Here is a 12,399-nt window from a genome sequence, read left to right as displayed (position 1 = left end):
AGAGATTCATGGACAAGTCCATGGCCATCATGGAGCTCGTTTCGCACTACGACGCCTACGCGGACGTCGACGAGCTGAACATCACGGCGGCGGCCGACGCTCCCGCCACCACCCCGGTCTGCGCGGCCAGTGTCGCCAGCTCCAGCTGGTGTGCCGCGTCGGCGAGCGCGGTCAGCGGTGCCACCTACGAGCTGACCTGCTGACCGCCCCTTGAGCCTGCCGGCGACCGCCGGCAGTACACAAGGAGAGGGAAATCCCATGGAGAAGACCACCGCGATCATGGAGCTGATGGCCGGTTACGAGGCCTACAGCGACGCTCGTGAGCTGAACGTGACGGCCGCTGCCGAGGCGCCCGCCACTTCGCCCGCCTGCCTCGCCAGCGCCACCGCCAGCTTCGTCGCCAGCCAGTTCTCCGCCAAGACGATCGCCGGCGGCTGCTGAACCGAGGAACCCTCCGAATTCCGTCACCTTTCCGCCTGCGGGACACCCTTGTCGAAAAAAGGGGTGTCGAATCAACGGAAAACATGCCGAGCGCATGGGTGACGGAACACCGAAGGAATCGCGTCGAAGCGGTTCCGGAGAAAAAGAGAAACGCAAACAAAAGGGAGAGATTCATGGACAAGTCCATGGCCATCATGGAGCTCGTTTCGCACTACGACGCCTACGCGGACGTCGACGAGCTGAACATCACGGCGGCGGCCGACGCCCCCGCCACCACCCCGGTCTGCGCGGCCAGCGTCGCCAGCTCCAGCTGGTGTGCCGCGTCGGCGAGCGCGGTCAGCGGTGCCACCTACGAGCTGACCTGCTGACCTGCCCCTGAACCTGCCGGCACGGGCCGGCAGAGCTCCTTCACGGAGCACATGAAGAGAGGGAGATCCCATGGAGAAGACCACCGCGATCATGGAGCTGATGGCCGGTTACGAGGCCTACAGCGACGCTCGTGAGCTGAACGTGACGGCCGCTGCCGAGGCGCCCGCCACTTCGCCCGCCTGCATCGCCAGCGCCACCGCCAGCTTCGTCGCCAGCCAGTTCTCGGCCAGGACGATCGCCGGCGGCTGCTGATCGTGGCTCGCCGGCCGGCCGGCCATGGAACGTCCGCGTCACCGTGGCCGGCCGCCCGGCGGTCTTCACCCACCCGGCCCTCCCCTCTCGGGGCCGGGGAACAACCCTTCGCTCACCCGCGCACCAGATGGGAACCGACCGATGGCGCACCAACAGGACAGCGGAGATCTGCTGGAGATGGCGGACCTCCTCACCCCCGCCGCGATCCGGGCCGCCGCCACCCTGCGTCTCGCGGACCGTCTCGACGCCCCGGCCGACGTGGCGAAGCTCGCGGAGATCACCGGCACCCGTGCGGACCTGCTGGAACTGCTGCTGCGCCACCTCACGGACAAGGGTGTGCTGACCCTCGACGACGACGGCACCCACGCCGTCACCGAACTCGGCGCCCGGCTCCGCTCGGACCACCCGGAGAGCCTGCGCGCCCACCTGGCCCAGGACGGCCTGTACGGAAGGGCCGAACTGGCCCTGGTCGACCTCACGCACACGCTGCGCACCGGGGAGCCGGCCCACGCGGCGGTCTTCGGACGCGGCTACTGGGAGACCGTCAACGAGGACCCCGCCTTCGTCGAGGCACTGGAGCAGACCGAGGAACGGCCGCAGCTCGGCTGGGGCGCGGAGCTGATCTTCGACAGCTACGACTGGCGGCAGGTCCGCCGGGTGGTCGACGTCGGCGGTCACAGCGGCGCCGTCCTCATGGAACTGCTGCGCCGGCAGCCCGGGCTGCACGGCACCCTGGTCGACCTCAAGAACGTGGCCGAGGTCGCCGGCCGGCGGTTCGCCGCCGCCGGTCTGGCGGACCGCGCCCGGGCCGTGGTCGGCAGCTTCTTCGATCCGCTGCCCACGGGCGGCGACGTCTACCTGCTGTCGGCCATCCTCGCCGACTGGTCCGACGAGCGGGCGGTCGCGATCCTGCGGCGCTGCGCCGAGGCTGCGGGAGCGGGCGGCAAGGTCCTCGTCGCCGAGGTGAACCTCCAGGTTCCGCGGGAGGTCCCCGGCTCGGCGGCCCTGGAACTGTGGCTGCGGGCCACGATGCCCGCCCCGGTGCGCACCGTCGAGCAGGTGAAGGCCCTCGCCGAGGCCGCGGGTCTGCGCCCCACGTGGGAGGGCCCCGTCACCCCCGTGCGCTCCCTCCTCGAGTTCACGCCGTGCTGACCTTCGACGAAGTACGCAAGAGTTTCGGCGGCCGGCGCGTCCTGGACGACCTGACCTTCGACGTGCGGCCCGGCGAGCTGTTCGGGTTCTGCGGAGCCAACGGCGCCGGCAAGACGACCGCCATGCGCATCGCCCTCGGAGTGGTGCGCGCCGACCGGGGAGCGGTGCGCTGGAACGGCGCCGAGGCGGACGCCCACTCCCGCCGCCGCTTCGGCTACATGCCCGAGGAGCGCGGCCTGTACGCCAAGATGACACCCCTCGACCAGCTCGTGTACTTCGCGCGGCTGAGCGGCGTCCGGCCCCGCGAGGCCAGGCGCCGCGCCGCCGAGTGGATCGACCGCCTCGGTGTGGCGGCCGGTCCCAAGGACCCTCTGGAGAAGCTGTCCCTCGGCAACCAGCAGAAGGTCCAGCTCATCGCGGCGCTCATCCACGACCCGGCCGTCCTGGTCCTGGACGAGCCCTTCTCGGGGCTCGATCCGGTCGCCGTGGACGCCATGGCCGACGTGCTGCTGGAGCGCGCCCGTGAGGGCGTGCCGGTCGTCTTCTCCAGCCACCAGCTGGAACTGGTGGAGCGACTGTGCGACCGCGTCGGCATCCTGCGCGGCGGCCGTCTGGTGGCCGAGGGGACCGTGCACGAGCTGCGCCGCGCCGCCGGCCGGGGACGGGTGCTGATGTCGGTGCGCGACGTGACTCCGGCGTGGGCGCGGAGCCTGACCGGGGCACGGGTGCTGGCCGAGGAGGACGGGCTGACCAGCCTGGAGCTGGAGTCCGACCGGGCGGCGCAGGAAGCCCTGGCCGCGGCGCAGGCAGCCGGGCGCGTGGAGTTCTTCGGCCGGCGGGAAGCGGGCCTCGTGGACATCTTCCGGGAAGCGGTGGAGGCATGAACCGGCGTGCCGACCTGGAACTGGTGCGCGTCATCGCCGCGCGCGAGATCGTGCGGCAACTGCGCAACAAGGCCTTCTGGGCGTCGGTGATCGTGACCGCCGCGATGATGGCCCTCTCGTTCGCCCTGACCGGCGTACTGAAGGGCGACGGCGACGGTCCGCCCTCCGTCGCCGTCGTGGGGGAGCGCGGCACGGTCGCCTCGGCGCTGCGCACCGACGTCACGGTGAAGGAGTACCCGGACACGGGCGCCGCCCGCACGGCGGTACGCGACGGGACGGTGGACGCGGCGGTGCTGCCCGGCGGTGAGGTGCTGGTGCTGCGCGGCCTGGACGCGGATCTCGGGCGTGTGATCCGGCAGGCCGAGCAGACCGCCGCCCACGTCGAGCAGATGGCGGAACTCGGCGCCGGGCCCGGACAGACCGAACGGGCGCTCACCCCGCCGGCCCTGCGCGTCAGTGCGATCGACGCGGACGCGGACGCGGAGCGGGAACGGACGATGACCGCCGGGATCGGTGTGCTCCTGCTGTTCGTCCTGATGCTGCTGTCCGGGCTGGGCATCGCCCAGGGCGTCGCGGAGGAGAAGTCCAGCCGCATCGTGGAGGTGCTGCTGGCCAAGGCCCGCGCCTGGCATCTGCTGACCGGCAAGATCGTCGGTCTGGGCGCCGCGGCCCTGGTGCAGATCATGCTGATGGCGACCGCGACCCTGGGTGCCGCGATCGGGTTCGGGGCGCTGACCGCGCCGCTCGGCGCCATCGGCACCGCCGCCAACCTGCTGCTGTGGTTCGCCCCGGGCTACGTCCTGTTCGTGACCCTCTACGCGGTGGCGGGCGCGCTGGTCTCCCGGCAGGAGGACGTCAACCACGTCATCGGGCCGGTGAACATGCTCCAGATGCTGAGCCTGGCCGGACCCGCCCTGGCGGCCCGCGGCGCCGAGGACGACACGGTGCTGACCGCCGTGTCCCTGGTGCCCGGCCTGTCCTGGGCCGCGATGCCCATGCGCATGGCCACCAGCGACGTGCCCTGGTGGCAGGTGGGAACGGCGTTCGCGCTGATGCTGCTGGCGATCGTCGTCCTCATCCGGTTCGGCGGCCGCGTCTACCGCGGTGGCCTGCTCAGGTACGGCGGGATCGTCAAGGTCGGAGAGGCGCTGCGCGGTGCGGCGCACTGAGAGCTCGGTACGAGAAGGTCGAGGAGGGGAGCCGGGTATGGGACACGTGGTCACCGAGCACGGGGACACCGCGCATGCCGAGGAGGCATGGCGGTTGAACGTCCTGCGTGAGCTGGCCCGAGGCAAGGGGGTGCAGGTCGGCGTCATCGCCGTGCTCGCCCTGGCCTCCACCGGGGCGACGCTGGCGCTCCCGATGGTGGTGGGCCGGCTGCTGGCCGTGATCCAGAGCGGGGACAACCCGGTCTGGTGGGTGCTGGCCATGGTCGCGGCCGGCTTCGGCTCGGCGGCCGCCGGCGCGCTGGCCACGTATCTGCTGAGCGGAATGGGACGGCGGCTGATCCTGCGGCTGCGCGTGCGCACCATGCGGCATGCCCTGGAACTGCGGCTGCGCGACGCCCAGGCGGAGGGCCCCGGCAACCTCGTCTCCCGCCTGACCGCCGACGCCGCCATGGTCAAGAACCTCATCGACATCGGGCCGATGCAGCTGCCGATGGCCGGCATCACCGTCGTGGGCACGCTCGTGATCATGGGGCTGCTCGACTGGGTCCTGCTGCTGATCACCGTCGCGGCGTTCCTGGTCGCGGTCGGGCTCATCACTCTCGTGGTCAAGGGACTGCGCCGCACCTACACGGCGGTCCAGGGCGAGGTCGGGGGGCTGGCGCAGCACTTCGTCGCCGCGCTCGGCGCGCTGACCATCATCAAGGCCTACCGCGCGGAGAAGATCACCGGCGACCGGCTCGCCGAGCGGGCCGGCCGGGTGGCCCAGCTGGAGGCCGTCGCGGCCCGCATGGAGTCGCTGATGGTCCCGATCATCACTCTCGGCCAGCAGGTCGCCCTGGTCAGCGTGGTGATCGGGGGCGGCAGCCGGATGATGCACGGTCACCTCAGCCTGGCCGACTTCGTCTCCTTCCTGCTCTACCTCCTCCAGCTCACCGCACCGCTGATCATGGCGGCTTCGGGTGTGAGCGGACTCCAGACGGGCCTGGTGGCCCGCAAGCGGTTCGAGGCCCTGTTCGCGCTGCCGACGGAGACCTCGGCCCGGGCCGCCACTGCCGCCGGGCCCCGGCCCCGCACGGTCCCCGAGCGGGCCGTGTCCGCGGCGCCGGCGGCCGTGCGCTTCGAGAACGTCGGCTTCGGCTACGGCGACCAGCCGGTCCTGCGGGACGTCGGCCTGACGGTCCCCGCCCACGGCCTCACCGCCCTGGTCGGCCTGTCGGGATCGGGCAAGACCACCGCCCTGGGTCTGATCGAGGGCTTCATGGAACCGGACAGCGGCCGCGTCGAGGTGCTGGGCCGGGACCTGGCCGACTGGCCGCTCACCGACCTGCGCGCACAGATCGCCTACGTGGACCAGTCGTGCACGCTGCTCCAGGACACCGTCCGCGAGAACCTGCTGCTGGGGCACGAGCGGACGCCGGCCGACGCGGACCTCATGGCCGCGCTCGACCGGGTCGGTCTCGGGGAGGAGATCCGCCGCCTGCCGCAGGGCCTGGACACCGTCCTGGGCGGTGCGAGCGACCTCTCCGGCGGTCAGCGCCAGCGGCTGGCGCTCGCGCGGGCCGTCCTGTCCGACGCCCCGCTGGTGCTGCTCGACGAGCCGTCCTCGCACCTGGACTCCATCAACGAGCAGAAGCTCCGGGACGTCGTGGACGCACTCGCCGCCGACCGTGCGGTCGTGGTCGTCGCCCACCGCATCTCCACCGTCCAGCACGCCGGCCACGTGATCGTGCTCGACGGCGGCCGGGTCGTCGACCAGGGAACCCACCTGGGCCTCCTCGACCGCTGCCCCGACTACGCCGACCTGGTGAGCGGTCAGACCCTCAGCACCGCGTCCCGATGAGACCCGTAACGACGACCCCGGCCGCCGGCCGGCGGACAGACCGGCCAGGAGCGGCCCAGTGACTCAGCGATCCACGCCCACGTACTCGATCCTCATGCCCTTCGCCCCGCCGCGGCCGGAGATGATCCTGCCCTACGCGGCGCTCACCCAGTGGAGCGCCGCGCACCGGCTGTGGCAGGGCCAGGCCATGCTCAACCAGCCGCACCAGGCGTTCGCCTACGCCGCCGCGTCCGGCTTCCGGGTGCCGGTCGGGCTGGGCGTGACCCTCATGCCGTTCACCCACCCCTACGAGGCGGCGCTCCAGGCGCAGTCGGTGGCGGCGGCGACCGGTCACCCCGTCGTGGCCGGCTTCGGGCCGGGCGCGGCGGTGCTCCAGCGCAGCATGCGCGGCGCCCCCTACCGCAGTCCGCTGACCGCGTCGCGCGAGTACCTCACGGCGGTACGCGGCCTGCTGGCCGGCGAGTCCGTCGCACAGGACGGCACCTACTTCACCTGCCACGGCAAGCTGCTGCCGGTGCCGCGTCCGCCCGTCGAGGTGGGACTCGGGGTGCTGCGCCCCGGGATGGCCCGGCTGGCGGGGGAGGTGGCCGACACGGCCATCACCTGGCTCACGCCCGCCGCCTATCTGCGCGACACCATCGTCCCCGCCCTGCGCGAGGGCGCCGAGGCCGCCGGGCGTGCCGTCCCGCGGCTGGTGTCCATCGTCCCGGTCGCCCTGGCCGCACCGGACCGGGACCCGGCCGCCCTCGCCCTCGCGAGCAACCTCGGCCACCTCCAGCTGCCGCACTACGTCGACATGCTGCGCCGCTCCGGCATCGACGCCGACACCGACGACCCCGCCGCCGGCGCCGCCGCCCTGGTCGCGGGGCGGGCCTTCCTGTACGGGGAGCCGAAGGTGCTGGCCGAGGAACTCGCCGCGTTCCACGAGGCGGGAGTCGACGAGATCGTCCTGAACGTGACGGGAGTGAACGCCACCTACGGCGGCCAGAGCGCGCTGCGCGAACTGGAGCGGATCCTCACGGAGGTGACCTCGTGAGCGATCACCGCCGTGAGCCCGGACCGGCCGTCCCGCCCCAGGCGCCCGACACCGAGCCTCCCGCCCTGAACGTCGACCGGCTGCTGGTGGTCACCGCGGGTTCCGCGTTCGCGACCGGCATGCCGTACTGGGTGGACTGGCTCCGGCTGTCCTATCCCGATCTCGAGATCAAGCTCGTGCTCACCCGGACCGCCCGGCGCTTCGTCACCCGGCAGGCACTGGCCGGGCGGCTGCACCGGGTCGGCGAGGTGCTGTTCGACGAGTGGCCGGAGGACGAGGCGACGGCTCGCCACGTCGAATGGGCCGAGTGGGCCCAGGCGGTGATGGTCTATCCCGCGACGTTCCACTTCACCGCGCGACTGGCACTGGGGCTGGCCGACTCCCCGGCCCTGCTCGCCTGCCACTGCACCCGGGCCCCCGTGGCGGTGGCCCCCGCCCTGCCTCCCGGCGGGCTGGAGAGCGCCGCCTTCCAGACCCACTGGGCGGCGCTGGCCGCCCGGCCGAACCTCGTCCTCGTACCTCCGCACCCCGGCATCAGCCTGACCACCGGTCGGGCCGAGGCGTGGGTGCCACCGCTGTTGCCGGAGGCCGTCAGCATGCTGGAACACCGCCGTGCCGAGCTGGAGGCCGCCCGGCCGGGCCCGCCCGCGACCCCGGCCCAGTTCGCCGCCGACCTGGCCCGGTCATGAGCGGGCGGGAAGCGGTGTCCGCGACCGGCTCCGCCGTGTCCGCGGCGCCCGACGGGCTGGAGTACGGCACCGATCTGCTGCGCACCCGGGTCAGTGCCGTGCCCGGTGGTCACGAGTGGACCAGGACCACCGGACGCCTGGCGCCGGACCCCTTCCGGTCCGCCACGGGGCTCGGCGACCGGCTGGCCGTGGCCGACGAGAGGGGAGCCGTCCGGCTGGCCGTGGGGCACGGCAGCCCGACGAGCCGCACGTACCGGATCGCGGGCGGGGAGTCGGTGGCGAACGGGCTGCTGTCCTCCGGTCCGCTGCCCGAGCTGCGCGAACCGATGCGCGGACTCGGCCTGGCGCTGCGCCGGCTGCACGCCGACGGTCCGCCGGTCCGGGGCACCGGTACGGGCACGGACCCGCGGCCCGGGCCGCCGCGCGGGCTTCTCCGTCTCGACACCTGGCTGGCGGGCCGGGCCCCGGTCGCCCGCGCCGCCTACGTGGGCGCCCAGTTGCGGGGCCGGCTGGGCCCCGAGCGCTGGGGCCGGGTCACCGACTGGTGCCAGCAGGTCCGCGAGGATGCCGACGTCACCCTGGTGCACGGCGCCCCCGGGCTCGGCTCCCTGATCGCCGGGGACGGCACCGGGTCCGCCGCCCTGCTGACGGGCGAGGACCTGGCCGTCGCTCCCTGGTACTTCGACCTCGGCTGGGTGCTGGGCGAACTGGTCGAACTGAGATGGCAGCTGGGCGGCGACCAGCAAGGCTGGCAACTCCTGCTGGAGGCGCTCTTCGAGGGGTACGGCCGCGATGCCGGAGAACAGTGGAACCGGCTCGCGGCGCTGCGCATCCTGCTGCACGTCCACGACATCGCGGCCTACGTCGGCTGGCACACCGCCGGGTTCGACCACTACGCCACGTTCCTGACGTTCCTGGTCGACCTGTGACCGTGCCTGTCCGCCGGCCGGCGCAGCCCATCCCCTTCGCACCGCACTCCTTCACGACGCACGGGAGACGCACGCCATGAACGCCAGTCGTCCGCAGCCGGGCCCGATCCGGTTCACCCTGCCGAACGGGCTCCGGGTGGTGCTGGACTGCCGGTTCCCGCAGCCGAGGGTGGCCGTCGCCGTGCACTACGGCACCGGATTCCGGTCCGAGCCGCCCGGCCGGGAGGGATTCGCCCACCTCTTCGAGCACCTGATGTTCCGTGGCAGCGCCAGCCTCCCCGAGGGACGCTTCTACGACCATGTGCACCGCTTCGGCGCCCACGCCAACGGCACCACGCACCAGGACTACACCGACTACTACCAGGTGGTCCCGGCGCAGGCGCTGGAGAAGGCCCTGTTCGCGGAGGCGGACCGGATGCGCGCGCCGCTCTTCACCGAGGCCGCCCTGGCGGAGCAACTCGTCGGTGTGGAACAGGAGATCCGGCAGGCGGTGCACGACCGGCCCTACGGGGGCTTCCCCTGGCCGCTGATGCCCGGGGTGCTGTTCCGGCGCTTCGCCAACGCGCACGACGGGTACGGCGACCCCGAGCGGCTGCGCACCACCACGGTGGCGGACTGCGCGGAGTTCTTCGCGGCCCACTACGCGCCCGGCAACGCCGTGCTCACCGTCGTCGGCGCTGCGGACCCCGGGGTGGTCCGCGCACTGGTGGAGCGGCACTTCGGGGACATCGAGGCCCGCCCCCTGCCGCCGGAGCCCGTGCTCGCCGAGCCCCGCCCCGCGAAGGAGCGGTGGACGGAGGGGACCGAGCCGGGATTCGCGGCGACCGCGCTGGCCGCCGGATACCGGCTGCCCGACCCGGACACGGACCTGTCGGGCTACCTGGCGCACGCGGTACTGGCCCGGCTCACCGCCGAACAGGGCCCGCCGGCAGCCGGCCTGCCCCCCGTCAGCACGAGCTGCGGCTTCTTCGGCCCCCTGGACGCCAAGGACCCCGACGCGCTGGTGGTCACGGCGCTGCTGCGGTCCGGCACCGACCCGCGGGACATGGTCACGGCCCTCGGCCGGCGATGGGCCGACTGGGCGGACGGGCCCCCGGCGGACGCGGTGGGGCGGACGGCCGGGCTGATGGTGAGCGAGCATCACCGGCTGCACGCGGGCCTGGAGGCCCGGTGCCGCGCCCTCGGCCGGCTGGAGATCCTCTTCGGCCGGGCCGAGCTCCTCGACCAGCTCCCCGGGCATCTCGCCGCCGTCGGCCCCGCCGACGTCGCCCGTGCCGCCGGCGAGCTGGCAGGGTCCGCCGCGTCGGTGCTGGTGCTGCGCCCCGGCACCGAGCGCAGCCGTCCTCGGCGGCCGTTCGCCGACGGAGCCGGCCCCGAGGACGCCCGGGACGGGAGCGGCGCCCGGCGCCACCCGGCCGGGGCCACGCCCGCGGCCCGGCCCCCGGCGCCGTACGGCGTGCCGTTCTGGCCGGCACAGCCGGACCCGCACGAGGTGACGTGGGAGAACGGAACGCGCGTGGTCGCTGTCGCCGACCGGCGGATGCCCTGCGTGGAGGCGCGCCTGCGGCTGCCCCTCGGGCCGGCCGGCTGGGCGGACCCGGCGGGGACCGAGACCCTGCTGCGCGCCGCACTCGCCCGCACCCGCGCCACGGAGCGCGCGGCGACCCTGGGAGCCACCCTGCGGGCGTCCGTGGACGGACAGTGGCTGGACGTCACGGGCTGCGCGCCCGCGCAGCGGCTTCCCGGCTGGCTGGCCCTGCTCGCCGAACTCGTCGCCCCGCACGGACCCGCCGGCCCTCAGGCCGTGCCCGCCGTGCCACCGGCTGCCCGGCCGCCCGCGCAACGCCTCATCGACGACGCCCTGCGCCGGCACTGGCTCGCACCGGACACGGGCGGTGAACTCCCCGGCCGGGCGCGGGGCGGAGACCGGCCGCCGCTCGGAGATCCGCGCGGCGGTGTCCTCGTCCTGCTCGGCGACCTGGACCCCGGGCAGGCGGTCGCCGTGGCGGCCGGCGCGCTCTTCGGCTGGCGGTCCGGCCGCCCGGCCCCCGCGGAACCCGAAGCCGTGCGGCGGCCGTCGGCGGGCGGACGGCTGCTGGTCCTGCGCGATCCGGCCGAACCCGAGGTGCATCTGACCCTGTGCGCGCCCGAACGGCGGGCGCCGGACGGGCGCGCCGCACTGACCGAAGCGGCCCGCTACCTGGCCACGGCGGTGTTCGGAGGCTACTTCGGCTCCCGGCTGGCCCGGCGCCTGCGCGCGGTGACCGGCGCGGGGGGCGAGGCCTACAGCGGGCGGGACATGATGCTCGGGACCCCGCGTGTCTTCGTACGGGCACGGGTGGCGCCCGGCTCCGCCGAGGGGACGCTCGAGCAGCTCCGCGAGGAACTGCGCCGTGCAGGCCAGGAGCCGTTCGCCGTGGCGGAGGTCGAGGCGGCGCGGGAGTTCTGTGCCGCGCAGGCGCTCGGCGCCTTCGACTCCCCGGCCGCGCAGGCCGACCTGCTGCGCCAGCTGACCGCCGCGGACCGGGATCCGGGGTGGCTGACCGCGCTTCCGCGCCTGCTCACCGAGGTCCCCGCGCGGGAGGTGGCCCGGGCCGGCCAGGAACTCTTCGCCGACGTCGCCATGGACACGGTGCTGCTCGGCGGCGTGGTTCCGGACCTGGCGTCGCTTCCGGCCGGCGCCTGAAGGGGCCTTGGGACGCAGGTACGGACCCGGTGTACTGCCGAGGGGTACACCGGGTCCGTACGTGATCGTCGATCCTAGGCCCTGACGTCACCCTCCCGCCCCGGACACCGGTGGATTCAGTGGGCGGCCGGGTCGGCGAGGGCGGCGATACGGCGCAGTTCCGCGAGGTGTCCGGCGAGCGCCTCCCGGCCCGCCTCGGTCAGGGCGAGCCAGGTGTGCGTGCGGGAGTTCATGGGGACCTTGCGCACGGTGGCGTAACCGGCCGTCTGCAGTACTTTGACCTGCTTGCTCAGGACGGAGTCGCTGACCTGGAGGGCGTCACGGACGACGGAGAACTCCAGGGAGTCGACCGCCGCGAGCATGGCGCAGATCTGCAGCCGGTGCGCCGGGTGGATCACTTCGTCCAGACCGGACACGGTCACGCCTGCCGCTGCAGGTCGCGGCGCAGTGCCTCGTCGTTGCGCCTGGTGACGTACACGGTGAGGACGAGCGCCACGAGGCCGGCCACCGACATGGCGCCGGGCACGTCCGCGGCCAGCTTCAGGCTCAGGCCCAGGGCGCCGAGGACGAGGAGGAGCACCAGGTACAGGCCGTTGAGCCCACGAGTGCCGGGGGCGGACACCGAGCGGTTGACCGAGATGCCGCGGGAGCGGGCGACGCTCAGGGTGAGCGCCGCGGGGAGGACGATGCCCCCCGCGATGACACCCGAGGGCACCATGCTGCCGCCGAGGTCGATCGAGGTGAAAACGATGCCCACGCCGAGGCCCAGCCCGGCGTGGTACCACCAGGGAGCGGTGACGCGGTCGGCGAGCGCGGCACGCGCGGAGGCCGCGCTGTCCAGGGCCGAGCGCGCGGCGGCGGGGTCTTCCGGGATGCTGTTTTCCATGATGGAAAGTGTACCCCGACTTTCCATCATGGCAAGTGTCTTTCGTATGTCCGGGTCACCCGGCCC

14 protein-coding genes are annotated in these 12,399 nt (G+C 73.7%); 12 read left to right on the top strand and 2 right to left on the bottom strand.

Annotated features, from left to right (window positions below; translation table 11 throughout):
- Positions 1 to 8 precede the first annotated feature (8 nt).
- The 12 genes from ACIRG6_RS19605 to ACIRG6_RS19550 all read left to right on the top strand — a co-directional run bounded on the left by ACIRG6_RS19605 (position 9) and on the right by ACIRG6_RS19550 (position 11,447).
- Positions 9 to 203 carry an LxmA leader domain family RiPP gene (locus ACIRG6_RS19605; protein ID WP_239766123.1) on the top strand — a complete coding sequence of 65 codons (195 nt, stop codon included), beginning with the start codon at positions 9 to 11 and terminating at the stop codon, positions 201 to 203.
- 55 nt (positions 204 to 258) lie between these two features.
- On the top strand, positions 259 to 441 hold the full coding sequence (locus ACIRG6_RS19600; RefSeq protein ID WP_239766125.1) for an LxmA leader domain family RiPP: 183 nt from the start codon (positions 259 to 261) through the stop codon (positions 439 to 441).
- 173 nt (positions 442 to 614) lie between these two features.
- On the top strand, positions 615 to 809 hold the full coding sequence (locus ACIRG6_RS19595) for an LxmA leader domain family RiPP (protein WP_239766123.1): 195 nt from the start codon (positions 615 to 617) through the stop codon (positions 807 to 809).
- Positions 810 to 879: 70 nt separating this feature from the next.
- Complete coding sequence (locus tag ACIRG6_RS19590; protein ID WP_189234319.1) at positions 880 to 1,062, top strand: LxmA leader domain family RiPP; 183 nt, start codon at positions 880 to 882, stop codon at positions 1,060 to 1,062.
- 141 nt (positions 1,063 to 1,203) lie between these two features.
- A complete protein-coding gene (locus ACIRG6_RS19585) occupies positions 1,204 to 2,214 on the top strand; it encodes a methyltransferase (protein ID WP_364681108.1) in 1,011 nt (336 codons plus the stop codon).
- Complete coding sequence (locus ACIRG6_RS19580; protein WP_318213171.1) at positions 2,208 to 3,098, top strand: ABC transporter ATP-binding protein; 891 nt, start codon at positions 2,208 to 2,210, stop codon at positions 3,096 to 3,098. The genes ACIRG6_RS19585 and ACIRG6_RS19580 overlap by 7 nt, the downstream gene beginning before the upstream one ends.
- Entirely contained in the window at positions 3,095 to 4,267 is a 1,173-nt protein-coding gene (locus tag ACIRG6_RS19575) for an ABC transporter permease (protein ID WP_365020799.1), read from the top strand. The genes ACIRG6_RS19580 and ACIRG6_RS19575 overlap by 4 nt, the downstream gene beginning before the upstream one ends.
- A 37-nt stretch (positions 4,268 to 4,304) precedes the next feature.
- Complete coding sequence (locus ACIRG6_RS19570; RefSeq protein WP_403323762.1) at positions 4,305 to 6,107, top strand: ABC transporter ATP-binding protein; 1,803 nt, start codon at positions 4,305 to 4,307, stop codon at positions 6,105 to 6,107.
- Between the two features lie 94 nt (positions 6,108 to 6,201).
- Positions 6,202 to 7,143 carry an LLM class flavin-dependent oxidoreductase gene (locus tag ACIRG6_RS19565; RefSeq protein WP_239766545.1) on the top strand — a complete coding sequence of 314 codons (942 nt, stop codon included), beginning with the start codon at positions 6,202 to 6,204 and terminating at the stop codon, positions 7,141 to 7,143.
- Complete coding sequence (locus ACIRG6_RS19560) at positions 7,140 to 7,832, top strand: flavoprotein (protein WP_364681097.1); 693 nt, start codon at positions 7,140 to 7,142, stop codon at positions 7,830 to 7,832. Before ACIRG6_RS19565 ends, ACIRG6_RS19560 begins: the two co-directional genes overlap by 4 nt.
- Positions 7,829 to 8,761, top strand: coding sequence for a hypothetical protein (locus ACIRG6_RS19555; protein WP_364681094.1), 933 nt, complete (start codon positions 7,829 to 7,831; stop codon positions 8,759 to 8,761). Before ACIRG6_RS19560 ends, ACIRG6_RS19555 begins: the two co-directional genes overlap by 4 nt.
- A gap of 76 nt (positions 8,762 to 8,837) precedes the next feature.
- On the top strand, positions 8,838 to 11,447 hold the full coding sequence (locus ACIRG6_RS19550) for a M16 family metallopeptidase (RefSeq protein ID WP_403323758.1): 2,610 nt from the start codon (positions 8,838 to 8,840) through the stop codon (positions 11,445 to 11,447).
- A 116-nt stretch (positions 11,448 to 11,563) separates the two neighbouring features.
- Here the strand turns inward: ACIRG6_RS19550 and ACIRG6_RS19545 are convergent, their stop codons facing one another.
- Together ACIRG6_RS19545 and ACIRG6_RS19540 are read right to left on the bottom strand one after the other, a co-directional pair.
- Positions 11,564 to 11,863, bottom strand: coding sequence for a transcriptional regulator (locus tag ACIRG6_RS19545; RefSeq protein ID WP_239766546.1), 300 nt, complete (start codon positions 11,861 to 11,863; stop codon positions 11,564 to 11,566).
- A gap of 2 nt (positions 11,864 to 11,865) precedes the next feature.
- A complete protein-coding gene (locus ACIRG6_RS19540; protein ID WP_364681089.1) occupies positions 11,866 to 12,333 on the bottom strand; it encodes a hypothetical protein in 468 nt (155 codons plus the stop codon).
- Between the last annotated feature and the right edge of the window lie 66 nt (positions 12,334 to 12,399).

Source organism: Streptomyces flaveolus (assembly GCF_044765825.1).
Classification (GTDB): domain Bacteria; phylum Actinomycetota; class Actinomycetes; order Streptomycetales; family Streptomycetaceae; genus Streptomyces; species Streptomyces flaveolus.
This window is presented reverse-complemented; position numbering and strand designations above follow the sequence as displayed.